Source organism: Lysinibacillus cavernae, from assembly GCF_009724685.1.
Classification (GTDB): domain Bacteria; phylum Bacillota; class Bacilli; order Bacillales_A; family Planococcaceae; genus Lysinibacillus; species Lysinibacillus cavernae.
The window spans coordinates 1-18,054 of record NZ_WMEF01000020.1; the positions used below are offsets into that span (position 1 = coordinate 1).

An 18,054-nucleotide genomic window follows, 5' to 3' on the forward strand; every position below is an offset into this window, starting at 1 on the left:
GCGCCGATGGTAGTTGGGGGCTTCCCCCTGTGAGAGTAGGACGTCGCTAAGCAATGAAAACAGTCAGCTGTGTGCTGACTGTTTTTTTATTTTACTAATGAAATTCTTAAATAAAATTTCATTTATTATCCGTTTATTTGAAAAAAAAATAGGTGTAATTCTCTTTTTACTATAGCTTTTTATTTGGATTATCACCTTAAATTTGCTATTATTAAAAATCTGAATTGTCTTTCTTTTATAAGTTTCTTGACAGTAGCAGTCCACGTTGTTAATCTTACAATTAATATTCTTTTAACTATAGGAGGAAGTTACGAAAATGTGGGAGACTAAATTTGCCAAAGAAGGTTTAACTTTTGATGATGTATTATTAGTACCAGCTCATTCCGAAGTATTACCGAAAGATGTTGATCTATCTGTACAATTAACACCAAAGATTAAATTAAACATTCCAATGGTCAGCGCAGGTATGGATACAGTTACAGAGTCTAAAATGGCAATTGCTATGGCACGCCAAGGCGGTATCGGTATTATTCATAAAAACATGGGAATCGATGAGCAAGCTGAACAAGTAGAAAAAGTAAAACGTTCTGAAAATGGTGTTATTACAAACCCGTTCTTCTTAACTCCGACTCATCAAGTTTTTGATGCTGAACATTTAATGGGTAAATACCGAATCTCTGGTGTACCTATTGTTGATAGCATGGAAAACCAAAAGCTAGTAGGAATTATCACAAACCGTGATTTACGTTTTATCTCTGATTACTCTTTAAAAATTGAAGATGTAATGACTAAAGAAGATTTGATTACAGCTCCTGTTGGAACGACTTTAGAGGATGCTGAAAAAATTCTTCAACAATATAAAATCGAAAAACTTCCAATTGTAGATGAAGAAGGTAGATTAACTGGACTTATCACAATTAAGGACATTGAGAAAGTAATCGAGTTCCCAAATGCAGCTAAAGATACACATGGTCGTTTACTTGTAGGTGCAGCAGTTGGTGTATCGAAGGATACAATGGTACGCATCGAGAAACTTGTAGAAGCACAAGTTGACATTGTAGTTATCGATACAGCTCATGGTCATTCTGAAGGCGTATTGCAAACAATCCGTTCAATCCGCGATACTTACCCAGAGTTAGAAATTATTGCTGGTAACGTAGCTACTGGAGAAGGTGCCCGTGCATTATTTGAAGCTGGTGCAGACGTTGTTAAAGTAGGTATTGGTCCAGGTTCTATTTGTACAACACGTGTAGTAGCTGGTGTAGGTGTACCGCAAATTACAGCAGTTTATGATTGTGCTACAGTAGCTCGCGAGCTTGGTAAAACAATTATTGCTGATGGTGGTATAAAATACTCTGGTGATATCGTAAAAGCTTTAGCAGCGGGTGGAAACGTAGTTATGCTTGGTTCTCTTCTTGCAGGTACTTCTGAATCTCCTGGGGAAACAGAAATCTTCCAAGGTCGTCGTTTCAAAGTTTACCGTGGTATGGGTTCTATAGGAGCAATGGAAAAAGGTTCAAAAGATCGATACTTCCAAGAAGATGCGAAGAAATTAGTTCCTGAAGGTATCGAGGGTCGCTTACCATATAAAGGACCACTAGCGGATACAATTTATCAACTTATTGGTGGTATTCGTGCTGGTATGGGGTATTGTGGAGCACCACATCTTGAATACCTACGAGAAAGTGCACAATTTGTTAGAATGACAGGTGCTGGTCTACGCGAATCACATCCACATGATGTACAGATTACAAAAGAATCACCAAACTATTCCATGTAATTTATTACTTGCAACTTTTATGCTTTCGCATCGTCTACAAAGATGGCGCGAGAGCATTTTTTTATAGTAGAGAGTCAACACGTTTGTTGTTATCTATGATAAAATGTCGAGGACAAGATTATTTTTTGGAGGGCTTTAAAGGTGAAAAAGAAAACGAACACCCTATTACGCTTACTCCTAATTCCTGTTTTATTAATTGGTATTTTTGCAGGCATTCCTGCAAAGGCAAATGCGGAAACAGATTTAGGATTAACAGTGGATGCTGCAATTTTAATTGACGCAGATTCAGGAAAAATTTTATACGAACAGAATGCTGATACTTCGTTAGGTATTGCGAGTATGACGAAAATGATGACTGAGTACCTGTTATTGGACGCCATTGATGCAGGGACAGTTAAGTGGGATCAGGAATATCATGTAACGGATTATACGTATCGCATGTCTCAGAATCGTGCATTAAGTAATGTACCTTTGCGTAGAGATGGCTCTTACACGATCCGTGAATTGTATGAGGCGATGGCAATTTATTCGGCGAATGCTGCAACAGTAGCTATTGCAGAAACAATTGCCGGTACTGAGACTGAATTTTTAAAATTAATGAATAAAAAAGCAGAAGAACTTGGCTTAGAAGGTTATAAGTTTGTCAATGCTAGTGGTCTTAACAACGCTGATTTATTTGGTATGCATCCATCAGGTACAGGGCCAGAAGATGAAAATGTAATGCCTGCTAAATCTGTAGCTAAATTAGCGTATCATTTATTAAAAGATCATCCAAAAGTATTAGAGACGTCTAAAATTACAAAGAAGACATTCCGTGAAGGTACAGATGATGCAATTGAAATGGCTAACTGGAACTTCATGTTACCGGGATTAGTATTTGAATATCAAGGTGTAGATGGATTAAAAACAGGTACAACAAACTTCGCAGGTCACTGCTTCACAGGTACTGCAGAGCGCAATGGTACTCGTTTGATTGCAGTGGTTATGAAAGCTGTTGATGCAAATGGTCAAGGATCTTATAAGGCTCGTTTTGATGCAACGGCAAAATTATTTAACTATGGCTTTTCACAATTCTCAAAACAAGAAGTTTTACCAGCGAACTATACGTTCAAAGATCAAAAAACAGTAAAAGTGACAAAAGGTAAAGAAGACAAAGTAGCAATCGCTGTAAAAGAACCTATTTCATTTATGATTAAGTCTTCTGAAAAAGATTTATACAAACCTACATTAGTTTTAGATAAAAAAAGCCTAGAGGCAAAAGTAAAGAAGGATACAGTTGTAGGGAAGGTTGTTATTGAGCGCACAGAGGGCACAGATTACGGCTTTATTGATGGCAAGGATATTTCATCCAATGTTGTAACAACGGCGGCTGTAGAGCGTGCTAGCGGTATCTCATTGTTCTTCCAAGGTGTTGGGAACTTCTTCGGTAATTTATGGGGAGGCATTTCAGACTTTGTTGGGGGACTATTTTAATCAATAGTTAATGAGCACATGAATGTTATATAGCATTCATGTGCTTTTTCACATTTTCGCACAGAACTGCATACGCTAATAGGCGAAAGGATGTGGCTAAATGTGTGGCATTACAGGATGGGCTAGCTTTCAAAAGGATTTAAGAACAAGTGATACAATTTTAAAAGCAATGACGCAAACATTAAATAAGAGAGGGCCAGATGATGAAAATATTTGGTGTAGTGAGCATATTGCATTTGGTCATCGACGGTTGGCTGTTATTGATTTAATTGGTGGCAAACAGCCAATGAAAAAAATACATGATGGGGTAAACTATGTCATTACATACAATGGCGAACTTTATAATACAGAAGAGCTTCGTAAAGAACTTCAAAAAAGAGGGTATCGTTTTATTACACATTCAGATACGGAAGTGTTATTGACTGCCTATATTGAATGGAAAGAGCGATGTGTAGATTATCTAAATGGCATTTTTGCTTTTGGAGTTTGGGATGAGGAAACACAATCACTGTTTTTATGTAGAGACCGATTAGGCGTAAAACCCTTATACTATACAGAGCAACAAGGTGGTGTTCTTTTTGCATCTGAAGTGAAGGCCTTGTTGACACATCCGATGGTTCAAGCAAACGTAAATGTTGAAGGATTGGCAAGCATGATGGCTGTAGGACCGTCTAGAGCACCAGGCAATACTCTTTTCCAAAACATTGAGGAATTAAGACCCGGCTATGCCATGCGTTTCTCCAAAGAAGGCTTAAAAAAATGGCAATATTGGCAGCTACAAAGCCACAAACATGATGAATCATTAGAAGAGACTATTGAGCATGTACGTTTTTTATTAACAGATGCTATTGAACGTCAGCTTGTTTCGGATGTACCCATCTGTACATTTCTTTCAGGTGGACTTGATTCCAGTATTATTACGGGCATTGCGGCAAATAGATTTCAACAGCAAAACAATAAATTGCATACGTATTCTATCGATTATGAGGATAATGAACGCTTCTTTAACCCGCATACTTTCCAAACATCAACAGATACGTATTGGATTCAAAAGATGACAAACTCTTTTCAGACGACACATCATGCAGAGGAAATTAGTCAACAACAATTAATCAATCTATTAGTGGAATCTGTCATTGTTAGAGATTCCCCTGGTATGGCAGATGTAGACTCATCGTTATTATGGTTTTGTCGCGAAATAAAAAAGGACTTTACTGTAGCACTATCAGGAGAGTGTGCAGATGAAATTTTTGGAGGATACCCATGGTTTAAAGAACAGATTTCCGGTTTTCCTTGGATTCGTTCATTGTCTGCAAGAAGTACATTACTACAAGAGAAGTGGGATAAAAAATTAAAAATTGAATCCTATGCACAACAACTATATACACAAACACTAGCTGAAGTACCGTTGTTAGATGGGGAAAGTCCAGCAGAAGCAAGACACCGTGAAATGTTTTATTTAAATATGTTATGGTTTATGCAAACATTGCTAGAGCGTAAGGATCGAATGAGCATGGGTGCAAGTTTAGAGGTGCGTGTTCCTTTTGCAGATCATCGACTTGTGGAATATGCTTGGAATATTCCGTGGGAAATGAAAAATTTAGATGGAATAGAAAAAGGGTTACTTCGAAAGTCGATGGCACATTTATTGCCTGATGAAGTGTTGTATCGTAAAAAGAATCCTTATCCTAAAACATATCATCCAGTTTATACAGCGGGCGTTCAACAATGGTTGAAAGAAATCCTTACTGATAAAAACTCCATTTTACATGAACTATTTGAAAAGCAAAAGCTAGCAGAATTAATTGAATCAGGAGGTAGCTCCTTCAAGATTCCGTGGTATGGACAATTAATGGCAGGACCTCAGCTATTAGCGTATCTAGGGCAAATTCATACTTGGTTTGAGCACTATAATATCGACTTGATCGAGACATAAAGAGAATGATCCATCTACAAGTTAGTAGATGGGTCATTTTTTTGTATTCCCCAACAATCCATTAGGTGTTCAATAGCTTGTTCAATAGCTTGTACAGGTATCCCACCAAAACCTAGTAAAAATTGAGCTTGTGAAGATTCAAAATGATCTAATTTATAATCAGATAATGGATAGATACCTATCTCCTCTTGAAAGGCAAGCTGTTGTAATTGTTTCTCTGATAACGAGTGCTGAACGTCTAATAAAATATGCATCCCTGCTTGCTCACCAGTAATTTTAATTGATGATGAATATTTTTCTAAAATAGAAGTTAGCTTGTCATGTTTTTTACGATAAATTTTACGCATTCGATTGAGATGCTTTGCAAAATGTCCATCGCGCATAAAATTTGCCACAATATGTTGATCGAAACGAGGCACAGTAGATGAATAATAGTTAAATACATCGTTATACGTAGCAAGTAGCTTCGGTGGAAGTACAAAATAAGCTACACGCAAGGATGGCATTAATGATTTCGTAAAGGTGCTCATGTAAATGACTTTATCATTTCGATCTAAGGCTTGAAGTGCAGGAATTGGTTTTCCAGCATAACGAAATTCTGAATCATAATCATCTTCAATAATATAGCGAGAGGAGCTTTGTGCGGCCCAATTTAAAGCCTGTGCACGTCTTGTAGCGGATAATACTGCGCCGGTAGGGAATTGGTGTGAGGGCGTAATATAAACAACATGAGCACTAGTCTTTTCAAGCTCATGAATAATAATGCCCTCTTCGTCAACTGCAATCGGGTAGACTTTTCGTTTATGTTGCGAAAACATCCGATGCACAGCAGGATAACCTGGGTTTTCCAAGGCAAAGCAGGTGTCATCGCTAAAAAGACGTAGGATCATAGGAAGAAGTTGTTCCGTACCAGAGCCAATCACGATTTGCTCAGGATTACACACAACGCCGCGCGATTGGTATAAATAATTCGCAATTTCAGTGCGTAAAGGAAGCTCTCCTTGAGGTTCTCCTGTTAATAATAATTGCTTTGCAGTATCGTCAAATAACTCCTTTGCATACTTTCTCCACGTTTGAAACGGAAACGCATCAATATCAATAGAACCAGGATTAAAATCTATTTTGTATGATTTTTTCTTATGGTGCTCCCTGAAGGAAGTTACAGTGTCTTGTTGAATATACGGTAGCTCATCTATTTCTTCTACAAAATAGCCAATACGTGATTTTGACATAATATAGCCTTCAGCTAGTAACTGTGCATAGGCAATTTCAATCGTTGTTTGAGAAATATTTAAAAAATCTGCTAATTTTCTTTTTGATGGTAATTTTTCTCCTACAATTATTTTCTTTGAAATAATGGCTTCTTTAATACCGTTATAAAGCTGATCATAAAGCGGTTTTTCGCTATCTCTTTCAAGCTGAAATAAAAGCATATCCATGCTCTGAGTCCTCCTGACCTTATAATTATTTCGAAAACTGGATATTTTGATATGGTCAATTTCTATTATACTAAATTTCATCATGAAGGTGGAGGTTAGAAAATGAAACAAACAGGTACAGAGTTAGTAAAACGTGGAATGGCAGAAATGCAAAAGGGCGGCGTCATTATGGACGTTATTAATGCAGAGCAAGCAAAAATTGCTGAAGCTGCAGGTGCTGTAGCGGTAATGGCTCTAGAAAGAGTACCTTCAGATATTCGCAAAGCTGGTGGTGTTGCGCGGATGGCAGATCCTCGTATTGTTGAGGAAGTAATGGGTGCTGTATCTATTCCTGTTATGGCAAAAGCTCGTATTGGACACATTGTTGAAGCACGTATCTTAGAAGCAATGGGTGTTGACTATATCGATGAAAGTGAAGTTTTAACACCAGCAGATGAAGAGTACCATTTATTAAAAAGCGATTACACAGTGCCATTTGTTTGTGGATGTCGTGATTTAGGTGAAGCAGCACGTCGTATCGGTGAAGGAGCATCCATGTTGCGAACTAAAGGGGAACCAGGAACAGGAAATATTGTAGAGGCAGTTCGACATATTCGCAAAGTGAATGCACAGGTACGTAAAGTAGTTGGTATGACAGAGGATGAGTTAATGACAGAGGCGAAATTATTAGGGGCTCCTTTCGAATTATTAAGAGAAATTAAACGACTTGGTCGATTACCAGTAGTAAACTTTGCTGCAGGTGGTGTTGCTACGCCAGCAGATGCGGCATTAATGATGGAGCTTGGAGCTGATGGTGTATTTGTTGGTTCAGGTATTTTCAAATCGGAAAATCCTGAAAAGTTCGCACGTGCCATTGTAGAAGCGACTACCCATTACAAAGACTATAAGCTTATTGCTGAAATATCAAAGGAGCTCGGTGTACCAATGAAGGGGATTGATATCGCCCAACTTGGGCAAAACGAGCGTATGCAAGAGCGAGGTTGGTAGGAATGAAACGAATCGGTGTTTTAGCATTACAGGGAGCGGTGCGTGAGCATGTTCAAATGCTGAAAGATCTTGGTTGTGAGGCTATCCAAGTAAAAAGTAAGCAAGATTTAGTTAAACTTGATGCTCTTGTGTTACCTGGAGGAGAAAGCACAACGATGAGAAAACTGCTGGATCGTTTTGATTTACTAAAGCCAATCCGTGAACTAGCACAGCAAGGTTTACCGATGTTTGGGACATGTGCAGGATTAATTTTATTGGCTAATCATTTAGTAGATGATGAACCGCATTTGGCTGTTATGGATGTGGTGGTAGCAAGGAACTCATATGGACGTCAGGTGGATAGCTTCGAAATAAAATTGGATATTCCTAAAATAGGTGTAGATATTCCAGCTGTATTTATTCGTGCACCTCACATTGAAGCTGTGGGCAAAAATGTTGAAATTCTCGCACACCATGAGGGGAAAATTATCTTAGCACAAGATGGTCATTTATTAGGGTGTTCGTTTCATCCAGAATTAACGCCGGATACACGAATTCTTGAATATTTTGTATCCTCTATGGTATGACTTGCAAAATCCGTTTTCATATAGTACAGTATGGTTAAAATTTAAATAACTGAACACGATGATGGGAAGTAGTAGCGAGCACGTTTTTTTTAGAGAGTCAGCGGTTGGTGGAAGCTGATAAAAGCACTTGTGAATCCGTCCTGGAGTTGCACAGTCGAAGTGAATGAAGTAGGCTGTAGCCGGCTGAAATGCCGTTATGAAATAAGTGGATTAGGCAGATGCCTAATCAATTAGGGTGGCAACGCGGGTAGCTCTCGTCCCTTTTCAGGGGATGAGGGCTTTTTTGTGTTTATCTTTATTTTAAAAAGGATTTTTTGAGTAAACTTGAAAAAATCTGGATGCAACTACACCTGGCCATAATTGTTGCAACAATTTCCCATCATTAAGAAACTACTGGAGGTATGAATATGTTAGATATTAAACGCGTGCGCGATAATTTCGCGGAAATTAAAGAGATGCTATTAACACGTAATGAAGATTTAGGGAACTTGGACGACTTTGAAAATTTAGATGCAAAGCGTCGTGAATTAATTGCTAAAACGGAAGAATTAAAAGCAGAACGTAATAAAGTATCTGAACAGATTTCAATTATGAAGCGCAATAAAGAAAACGCAGATGAAGTTATTGCTCGTATGCGTCAAGTTGGCGATGAAATTAAAGAGCTAGATGTACAATTAAATGATGTTGAAGAGCGCTTTAAAGATATGATGATGCGTTTACCAAATATTCCACATGAATCTGTACCAGTAGGCACAACAGAGGACGACAACGTTGAGGAATATACTTGGGGCGAAATTCCAACATTTGATTTTGACATTAAAGCACACTGGGATCTTGCTACAGATTTAAAAATTGTAGACTTTGAACGTGGCGCAAAAGTAACGGGTAGCCGTTTCTTATTCTACCGTGGTCTAGGAGCTCGTTTAGAGCGTGCATTAATGACATTCATGATGGATTTACATGCAGAAGAGCATGGCTATGAGGAAATGCTACCACCTGTAATTGTTAATCGCGATAGCTTAACAGGTACTGGACAGCTTCCGAAATTTGAGGAAGATGTATTCAAACTAGAGGAAACAGATTACTTCATGATTCCAACGGCAGAGGTACCAGTAACAAATTTCTATCGTGATGAGATTTTACCTGCCGAAGCTTTACCACAAGGCTTTGCTGCATATAGTGCATGCTTCCGTTCAGAAGCGGGCTCAGCAGGTCGTGATACGCGCGGCTTAATTCGCCAACACCAATTTAACAAAGTAGAATTAGTGCGCTTTGTAAAGCCAGAGGAATCATACGAACAATTAGAGTTGTTAACAGGTCATGCCGAAAAAGTACTGCAATTACTAGGTTTACCTTATCGTAAACTTAAAATGTGTACAGCTGATTTAGGCTTTACTGCAGCGAAAAAATATGATTTAGAAGTTTGGATTCCAGCACAAAACATGTACCGTGAAATTTCTTCTTGTTCTAACTTTGAGGATTTCCAAGCACGACGTGCAAATATCCGCTTCCGTCGTGAGCCAAATGCAAAGCCAGAGTTTGTTCACACATTAAACGGTTCAGGTCTTGCTATTGGTCGTACAGTTGCCGCGATCCTAGAAAACTACCAACAAGCGGATGGAAGTGTAGTAATTCCTGAAGCCCTAAGACCTTACATGGGTGGAAAAAAAGTAATCGCACCAAAATAAACAACTGTTAAAAGCTATTTTAGGCATCCTTTAACGAGGGATCTAAAATAGCTTTTTTGTATTTCCAAAATTGAAATCTCTCATAATTTTTGGAAATTCGTTATAATGGGTGAAATTCATGGCTTTACACCAATTTGACATCAAAATTTATTACCTGAGACAAGCATCATCTTTAAAGTTATGCAAACAGGACAACCTATTCTATACTACGAGCAGCAGCTTACGGCGTTGAATGGTTTCAATTATTTATCACTAAGCTCAACCTATCCAATTATGGAACAAGGCAAAACCATTGGTGCAATTGAATTCTCAAAACAATTTTATGAAAGTAAGCAAATAAAATACTTAGATAATTTCCTGGGACATAAATACACAGCTTTATCTTCAGATGCTCCTGCTACTTCTTGGGCGGAAGCTGTTAATCCTTTTGTGATGATTCAAGCAGCCTTTACACGTACAGCCTATGATGGGACGAATTTAGGCGCAGCAGAACGAATCTCTGTAGAGCAAGCATTACAGCTTTATACAGTTGATGGCAAGACAATGATTCGTATGGAGAACGTGAGTCAGCTAAAAGAAGGCTACTATGCTAATTTCGTTGTACTCACTGATGATTTACTGACTATTTCGCATGATCAGCTTATGCATGTAAAACCTTTCGCCACATATATCGAAGGACAATGTGCTTTTACACAATCAACTGTTCAAGCTTAATAATAATTAGCTATGAAGATGATGTCGCTGCTACGACATATTTCATATATATATCAATTCCTAAAATATAGAAAAAAAAGTGTCTCATTGGGAGGCACCTTCTTTAATTACTTTTTTCATCTTTCGAAGCTTTTCTTGCTTTTTTCTCAGCCTTTTTACGCTCTCGTAAAGCTTGAAAAAAGGCTGTTAAGATTTGTCCACATTCATCTGCTAATATTCCTTCAGATACTTCACATTCATGGTTAAAGCGTGCATCGTTTAATAAACGATAGAGCGAATCTACACAACCTGCTTTGATATCTCTTGCACCATAGACAACACGTGGTACACGAGATTGAAGGATAGCTCCTGCGCACATAGGGCAAGGTTCAAGCGTAACATAGAGGGTTGTTTTTTCGAGACGCCAACTACCAATTTTTTTACAAGCCTCTTGAATAACCAAAAGCTCAGCATGTGTTGTTGCATTTTGTGTTGTTTCTCGTAAATTATGAGCTCTTGCAATAATTTCCCCATCGTAAACAAGTACAGCCCCTATAGGCACTTCCCCAAGAATAGCCGCTTTTTTTGCTTCTTCTAATGCTTGTTTCATAAATAAACGATCTGTTTCAAAAATATCCACTAAATATCTCTCCTTAAAAATAGTTTATCCTGCTTAATTGGTAATTGCTACTGTTAACTTCTTTGAGATGAGGAGGCGTACTTTGTATAAGCACAAAGCCAATTCCATGCAATTATGCTGAGACATAATTGATTATTGACATTCCTAAAATAACCATATATATTTATATATGAACACATGTTCATATATAAATATTGAAGAATGGGGTAAACTTCTATGGATGAAAAATTAACAAGTTCAGGAACACATCTTAACGATAATCAGCATTTAGATGAAGAAACATTATTTGTAGTATCGCAAACCTTTAAGGCATTAAGTGACCCAACTCGAATTCGTATTTTAAACTTACTATGTACAGATGAACATTCTGTCAATGACATAGCAGATAGTTTAGATTTAGGACAATCAACAGTTTCCCATCAATTACGTTTTCTAAAAAATTTGCGCCTTGTGAAATTTAGAAGAGAGGGAACAACCTTATATTATTCTAAGGATGACGATCACATTATGAATTTGTTGAAGCAAGCAGTAGAACATGCGTCTCATAACTAAACGAAATGGAGGAATGAAAATGGGACATCATCACGATCATGGTCATGATCATACACATGGTGCAAATAAAAAGGTTTTATTACTATCATTTATTATTATTACAGGGTATATGATAGTCGAGGCAATTGGTGGCTTTTTAACGAATAGCTTGGCCCTTTTATCAGATGCAGGGCATATGTTAAGTGACTCAATCTCTTTAGGTATTGCCATGTTAGCTTTTATGTTTGGAGAAAAAGCTGCTAGCTATAGTAAAACGTATGGTTATAAACGATTTGAAATTTTAGCTGCAGTATTAAATGGTATTACATTAATAGGGATAGCATTATTTATTTTCTATGAAGCGATTGAACGCTTTGCAAATCCCCCTGAAGTAGCTACTACAGGAATGCTTATTATTAGTACAATCGGTTTGTTAATTAACATTTTAGTAGCATGGATTATGATGCGTGGCAGTGATACAAAGGATAATTTAAATATGCGTGGAGCTTTTTTACATGTACTTAGTGATATGCTTGGGTCTGTAGGGGCTATTGTTGCTGCCTTACTAATTATGTTTTTTGGTTGGGGTTGGGCAGATCCTCTTGCGAGCGTTATTGTTGCCTTACTAGTAGTAAGAAGTGGCTACTATGTCACAAAAGCTGCAATTCATGTCTTAATGGAAGGAACCCCTTCAAACGTAGATGTTAAGGAGATTATCCAGCTAATAGAACAGACGGAAGGAATAGAAAGTATCCATGATTTACACATCTGGACAATTACTAGTGGAACAAATGCATTGTCCTGTCATGCGGTTGTAAATGATCAAATGAAAATAGCTGATAGTGAGCATATCTTACGAAAAATTGAACATAATCTTGAACATAAGGGGATAAAGCATGTAACTATTCAATTAGAAACAGCTTCACACCAACATAAAAATTCAATTTTATGCGAATTAAAAAATGACCATGAACATCATCATGAATAAAAAAATTTTTATGACTTGCATACTCTTCGAGGGTATAGTATGATAAAAATGAAATAGGAGGTGTAGTGAATGGAGGACACAGTAAAAGAGGATGCTTGTCATACAGAGGAAGCTACGTCTTGTCGAAAAAGTCATCACCCTGAGCGTGTAAAAAAGGATTTAACAACTCGATTGAACCGCATTGAAGGTCAAATTAGAGGCATTAAGGGAATGATTGAAAAAGACGTTTACTGTGATGATATTATTACGCAACTGTCTGCCACACAGTCAGCTTTAAATAGTGTAGCGAAAATATTATTAGAAGGTCATTTAAAGGGTTGTGTTGTAGATCGTCTATCAGAGGGCGATGAAGCCGTATTGGATGAATTAGTAGTAACGATTCAAAAGTTAATGAAAAAATAGATACGAATACAAAAGGAGAGATTGATTATGCAAAACGTAACATTAAATGTACAAGGAATGTCATGTGGTCATTGTGTAAATGCAGTTGAAAAAAATGTTGGTGCTTTAGCTGGTGTAGAACAAGTGAAAGTTAATTTAGCGGAAGGCTTAGTTGATGTGGCTTTTGATGATTCACAAGTATCACTTGACCAAATTAAAGAAACAATTGATGATCAAGGCTATGAGGTAAAGTAATAGTAGTAGAGTGCTCTAGAAGCACTCTCTTATTTTCAAATTTATATACCCCCTGTTGGTATAAGGAGAGGTGAAAGGTAAATGAGTTCTGATAGTAAAGAAGCGAATTTGCAAATTACAGGTATGACATGTGCAGCCTGTGCCACTCGTATAGAAAAAGGTTTAAATAAAATGGATGGTGTGGAACAAGCGACGGTTAATTTAGCGCTTGAAAAATCATCTATTAAGTATGACCCAGCAAAGTTAAGTGAAGAAGATTTCGAAAAGAAAATAGAAGCACTAGGCTATGGTGTTGTTAAACAAAAAGCTGAACTTGATATTACCGGCATGACATGTGCGGCCTGTGCGACTCGCATTGAAAAAGGATTAAATAAGCTTAGTGGTATATCTTCCGCTAATGTCAACTTAGCACTTGAAAAGGCAATGATTGAGTTTAATCCTTCAGAAGTGGCCATCGTAGATATTATTGCAAAGGTTGAGAAGTTAGGCTATGGTGCTCATCAAAAGGCTGATGAGCAGGAAACCGCAGATCATCGCGAAAAGGCTATCAAGCAGCAACAAAATAAATTTATTTTATCGGCGATACTTTCCTTACCACTGCTTTGGACGATGGTTGGACATTTTTCTTTTACATCTTTCTTATATGTGCCAGCGTTTCTGATGAATCCATGGGTTCAAATGGTGTTGGCTACCCCAGTGCAATTTATAATTGGTAAACAGTTTTATGTAGGGGCATATAAAGCATTACGCAATGGTAGTGCTAATATGGATGTACTTGTTGTCATGGGGACATCAGCTGCTTATTTCTATAGTGTATACCAAGCAATTGTAACGATAGGATCACACCATGGCCCTCATCTTTATTTTGAAACGAGTGCTGTTTTAATTACATTAATTTTACTAGGTAAATTATTTGAGGCAAAAGCAAAAGGACGTTCATCTGAAGCCATAAAAAAACTGATGGGACTTCAAGCCAAAACCGCTATCGTTGTACGTGATGGTGTAGAAAAAGAAGTTCCTTTAGAAGAAGTTATGATTGGCGATATTATTCTAGTTAAACCAGGTGAAAAAATTCCCGTTGATGGTGAAGTAATAGAGGGAACAACTGCCGTTGATGAATCGATGTTAACGGGAGAGAGTTTACCAGTTGATAAAAAGCAAGGTGATCCATTATTTGGATCAACCATTAATAAAAATGGTTTTATTAAAATGACCGCGACAAAGGTTGGTCGTGATACAGCATTAGCACAAATCATTAAAGTGGTTGAAGATGCTCAAGGATCAAAAGCACCCATTCAACGTTTAGCAGATCAGATTTCGGGGGTTTTCGTACCAATCGTTGTTGGTATAGCCATTGTAACCTTTTTAATTTGGATTATTTGGGTTCGACCTGGTGAATTTACACCTGCTTTAGAGGTTTTAATAGCAGTTCTTGTAATCGCTTGTCCATGTGCTCTTGGCTTAGCAACGCCAACGTCAATAATGGCAGGCTCAGGCCGTGCTGCTGAATTTGGTATTTTATTTAAAGGTGGGGAACATTTAGAACAAACGCAAAGTATTGATACAGTTGTTGTAGATAAAACAGGTACAGTGACACACGGAAAACCAGTGCTTACGGATGTTCTCTTAGCGCCAGAACAAGATGAAACACGCTTTTTATCATTAATTGGTGCAGCTGAGAAACAGTCAGAGCACCCATTAGCTGAAGCCATTGTCCATGGTATAGAAGAACGAGGTATAGCTTTAGGTGACGTTCAATTTTTCGAAGCAATACCTGGTTATGGTGTGCAGGCGACTGTCTCAGGTCAAGGTGTAGTCATTGGTACGCGTAAATTAATGCAACAATATGAAATTCATATGGATGATATTTTACCAACAATGGAGCAACTAGAACGAAACGGTAAAACAGCAATGCTAGCTGCAATAAATGGTCAATATGCAGGTTTAGTAGCTGTCGCTGATACAGTAAAAGATACGTCAAAAGAAGCTATCCATCGTTTGCAGAATATGGGTATTACGGTAATTATGATGACTGGTGATAATGAACGTACGGCTCAAGCAATAGGAACAGAAGTAGGCGTAAACCATGTCATTGCTGAAGTATTACCAGAGGGTAAAGCTGATGAGGTGAAAAAGCTACAAGCTCAAGGGAAAAAAGTAGCGATGGTGGGCGATGGTATTAATGATGCGCCTGCACTGGCAACAGCAAATATTGGTATGGCAATAGGTACAGGAACAGATGTTGCAATGGAAGCAGCAGATATTACACTTATTCGTGGTGACTTGAATAGTATTGCAGATGCTATTCTAATGAGTCGAAAAACTATGCGTAATATTAAACAAAATCTATTTTGGGCATTTGCATACAATACGTTAGGTATCCCAATTGCTGCAATTGGTCTACTGGCTCCATGGGTGGCAGGTGCAGCAATGGCCTTCAGTTCGGTATCAGTTGTATTAAATGCACTACGTTTACAACGAGTGAAATTATAATGGTTTGAAAAGGCATTGGGATTACATTCTCGATGTCTTTTTTTATTGAAAAAAGAGGAGGAATCCCTCAAGTTAATTTACTAGAACAATAGGTTGATTCTGTTTTTCATTTTCGCACTATGATACAATGAACGGTACTGATTCATTTAATAAATGAGGTGTCAGAGAGCAAGACACAACGATAGAATCCATAGAACAAAAAGGAGGAGCTTCTGGTGACGGTTCCATTTGTTACGGTAGAAGGTCCGATTGGTGTTGGTAAAACCTCTTTATCAAAAGAGATAGCAGCGACATTTAATTACCATCTATTAAAAGAAATTGTAGACGAAAACCCTTTTTTAAATAAGTTTTATGAAAACATAGAGGAATGGAGCTTCCAAACGGAAATGTTCTTCCTTTGTAATCGCTATAAGCAATTAACAGATATTAAAAAATTTCGTTTAGCACATGACAAGCCTGTTGTAGCAGACTATCATATTTTTAAAAATTTAATTTTTGCGAAGCGTACATTGGTACCAACTGAGTACGAGAAGTACGAGGGGATTTATAAAATTTTAACGAAAGATATGCCTGTTCCAAATGTAGTGGTTTATTTACATGCTAGCGTCGAAACTTTAATGAAGCGCATCGCCATGCGTGGTCGAGAATTTGAAAAAATGATTTCACGAGACTACATGGAGCAGCTTGTAGCCGATTATCATTCTTTTATCGAGCATTTTGAGAAAATGCATCCTGAAATTCCAGTCATTCGATTTAATGGAGATCAGTTTGATTTTGTTAAAAATCCAGACGATTTAAATCATGTTTTAAAAATAATTAAAGATACGTTACAACAAAGGAGTTTGCAATAATGAATTTAAGAGAGAAGTACGATATTCCTCAACAAACAGTTATAACTATTGCTGGTACTGTAGGTGTAGGAAAATCAACGATGACAAAGGCGTTAGCAGAAGCACTAAACTTTCGTACATCATTCGAAAAAGTAGATACAAATCCATACCTTGATAAATTTTACGAGGACTTTGAAAAATGGAGCTTTCATTTACAAGTTTACTTTTTAGCAGAACGTTTTAAAGAACAAAAACGTATTTTTGAATATGGTGGAGGATTCATACAAGATCGGTCTATTTACGAGGATACTGGAATTTTTGCCAAGATGCACTATGACAAAGGAACAATGAGCCCGACAGATTATGAAACATATACGAATTTGTTTGATGCTATGGTGATGACACCTTATTTCCCACATCCAGATTTACTTGTCTATCTTGAGGGACCGATTGATGCTGTTATTGGTCGTATTCAAGAACGCGGACGTGCCATGGAACAACAAACTCCGAATGATTATTGGATAGAAATGCATGAACGCTACGAAAACTGGATTAATAATTTTAATTCTTGTCCAGTTCTACGTTTAGATATTAATGATTATGATTTATTAAAAAATCCTGATGCGATTGAATCAATTGTTAGCCGCATCAGTCATATGCTAAAACAAACAAGCCATTTACGAAAATAGAAGTAAAATAAATGACCAAAAGACGTGAGACAATATATAGCCGATTGTTTCACGTCTTTTGAATAGGAGGGATTATTATAAGAATTGCAGTGTATTGTGGAGCTGCTTTGGGTAAAAGTCCTATTTATGTGGAGAAGGCGACTGAGCTAGGTGCAGCATTAGCCCAAAATGGTCATGGTGTTGTCTACGGTGGTTCCAAAACAGGGTTAATGGGAAAGGTAGCAGATGCTGTTTTAGCGGCGGGTGGAGAAGTAATTGGTGTGATGCCAACCCATTTACAGAAGCGAGAATTGGCACACGCCTCCTTAACAGAGATTCATTTTGTAGACTCTATGCATATTCGTAAAGCTAAAATGGCAGAATTAGCAGATGCATTTATAGCTCTTCCTGGTGGTGCAGGAACGTTAGATGAGTATTTTGAGGTAATTACTTGGGCGCAAATTGGACTTCATGAAAAGCCTGTCATTTTATATAATGTAAATGGATTCTATGATGCGCTTTTACAGCATTTTAAAATAATGCTAGAGGAAGGCTTTATACGTACCGAACAAAAGGAACTCTTTCGTGTAGCAACTACATCGAAAGAGATAGTACGCTTATTAAAAAAACATGGGTGAACATTACCCATGTTTTTTATGTAATATATAAATAACTGTAAAATAAATTTATTTTAAGTAAAAAAATA

The 18,054-nt window shown here is 37.5% G+C and carries 17 protein-coding genes and 1 other annotated feature; of the genes, 15 read left to right on the forward strand and 2 right to left on the reverse strand.

Features of this window, described 5'->3' with window-relative positions; all coding sequences use genetic code 11:
• Positions 1–316 precede the first annotated feature (316 nt).
• The 3 genes from guaB (at position 317) to asnB (ending at position 5,189) form a co-directional block, all read left to right on the forward strand.
• On the forward strand, positions 317–1,780 hold the full coding sequence (gene guaB / locus GJU32_RS22320) for an IMP dehydrogenase (protein ID WP_155594098.1): 1,464 nt from the start codon (positions 317–319) through the stop codon (positions 1,778–1,780).
• 141 nt (positions 1,781–1,921) lie between these two features.
• Positions 1,922–3,253 (forward strand): D-alanyl-D-alanine carboxypeptidase family protein, encoded by a 1,332-nt coding sequence (locus GJU32_RS22325; protein ID WP_155594099.1) that lies wholly within the window; start codon positions 1,922–1,924, stop codon positions 3,251–3,253.
• Between the two features lie 100 nt (positions 3,254–3,353).
• Positions 3,354–5,189, forward strand: coding sequence for an asparagine synthase (glutamine-hydrolyzing) (gene asnB / locus GJU32_RS22330; protein ID WP_155594100.1), 1,836 nt, complete (start codon positions 3,354–3,356; stop codon positions 5,187–5,189).
• A 14-nt stretch (positions 5,190–5,203) separates the two neighbouring features.
• Here the strand turns inward: asnB and pdxR are convergent, their stop codons facing one another.
• Positions 5,204–6,628, reverse strand: coding sequence for a MocR-like pyridoxine biosynthesis transcription factor PdxR (pdxR, locus tag GJU32_RS22335; RefSeq protein ID WP_155594101.1), 1,425 nt, complete (start codon positions 6,626–6,628; stop codon positions 5,204–5,206).
• A gap of 102 nt (positions 6,629–6,730) precedes the next feature.
• Between pdxR and pdxS the strand changes: the two genes are divergently transcribed.
• The 4 genes from pdxS (at position 6,731) to GJU32_RS23505 (ending at position 10,583) form a co-directional block, all read left to right on the forward strand.
• Complete coding sequence (gene pdxS / locus GJU32_RS22340) at positions 6,731–7,615, forward strand: pyridoxal 5'-phosphate synthase lyase subunit PdxS (RefSeq protein ID WP_155594102.1); 885 nt, start codon at positions 6,731–6,733, stop codon at positions 7,613–7,615.
• Positions 7,616–7,617: 2 nt separating this feature from the next.
• A complete protein-coding gene (gene pdxT / locus GJU32_RS22345; protein ID WP_155594103.1) occupies positions 7,618–8,181 on the forward strand; it encodes a pyridoxal 5'-phosphate synthase glutaminase subunit PdxT in 564 nt (187 codons plus the stop codon).
• A 49-nt stretch (positions 8,182–8,230) separates the two neighbouring features.
• Positions 8,231–8,446: a binding site (T-box leader), on the forward strand.
• Between the two features lie 142 nt (positions 8,447–8,588).
• On the forward strand, positions 8,589–9,869 hold the full coding sequence (gene serS / locus GJU32_RS22350) for a serine--tRNA ligase (protein ID WP_155594104.1): 1,281 nt from the start codon (positions 8,589–8,591) through the stop codon (positions 9,867–9,869).
• A 180-nt stretch (positions 9,870–10,049) separates the two neighbouring features.
• Complete coding sequence (locus tag GJU32_RS23505; RefSeq protein ID WP_230875126.1) at positions 10,050–10,583, forward strand: amidohydrolase family protein; 534 nt, start codon at positions 10,050–10,052, stop codon at positions 10,581–10,583.
• 103 nt (positions 10,584–10,686) lie between these two features.
• Here the strand turns inward: GJU32_RS23505 and tadA are convergent, their stop codons facing one another.
• Complete coding sequence (tadA, locus tag GJU32_RS22365; protein ID WP_196426786.1) at positions 10,687–11,202, reverse strand: tRNA adenosine(34) deaminase TadA; 516 nt, start codon at positions 11,200–11,202, stop codon at positions 10,687–10,689.
• Positions 11,203–11,418: 216 nt separating this feature from the next.
• Here tadA and GJU32_RS22370 point away from each other — a divergent pair, with 216 nt between their 5' ends.
• The 8 genes from GJU32_RS22370 to GJU32_RS22405 all read left to right on the forward strand — a co-directional run bounded on the left by GJU32_RS22370 (position 11,419) and on the right by GJU32_RS22405 (position 17,986).
• Complete coding sequence (locus GJU32_RS22370; protein WP_155594105.1) at positions 11,419–11,754, forward strand: ArsR/SmtB family transcription factor; 336 nt, start codon at positions 11,419–11,421, stop codon at positions 11,752–11,754.
• A gap of 19 nt (positions 11,755–11,773) precedes the next feature.
• A complete protein-coding gene (locus GJU32_RS22375; RefSeq protein ID WP_155594106.1) occupies positions 11,774–12,721 on the forward strand; it encodes a cation diffusion facilitator family transporter in 948 nt (315 codons plus the stop codon).
• A 69-nt stretch (positions 12,722–12,790) separates the two neighbouring features.
• Entirely contained in the window at positions 12,791–13,123 is a 333-nt protein-coding gene (locus tag GJU32_RS22380; protein ID WP_155594107.1) for a metal-sensitive transcriptional regulator, read from the forward strand.
• 27 nt (positions 13,124–13,150) lie between these two features.
• Positions 13,151–13,357: a copper chaperone CopZ gene (gene copZ / locus GJU32_RS22385; RefSeq protein ID WP_155594108.1), complete on the forward strand. Its 207-nt coding sequence runs from the start codon at positions 13,151–13,153 to the stop codon at positions 13,355–13,357.
• 81 nt (positions 13,358–13,438) lie between these two features.
• Positions 13,439–15,850: a heavy metal translocating P-type ATPase gene (locus GJU32_RS22390; protein ID WP_155594109.1), complete on the forward strand. Its 2,412-nt coding sequence runs from the start codon at positions 13,439–13,441 to the stop codon at positions 15,848–15,850.
• 215 nt (positions 15,851–16,065) lie between these two features.
• A complete protein-coding gene (locus GJU32_RS22395; RefSeq protein ID WP_155594110.1) occupies positions 16,066–16,701 on the forward strand; it encodes a deoxynucleoside kinase in 636 nt (211 codons plus the stop codon).
• Positions 16,701–17,369, forward strand: coding sequence for a deoxynucleoside kinase (locus GJU32_RS22400; protein ID WP_155594111.1), 669 nt, complete (start codon positions 16,701–16,703; stop codon positions 17,367–17,369). The genes GJU32_RS22395 and GJU32_RS22400 overlap by 1 nt, the downstream gene beginning before the upstream one ends.
• Positions 17,370–17,458: 89 nt before the next feature.
• Complete coding sequence (locus GJU32_RS22405) at positions 17,459–17,986, forward strand: TIGR00730 family Rossman fold protein (RefSeq protein ID WP_155594112.1); 528 nt, start codon at positions 17,459–17,461, stop codon at positions 17,984–17,986.
• The last annotated feature ends 68 nt before the right edge of the window (positions 17,987–18,054 follow it).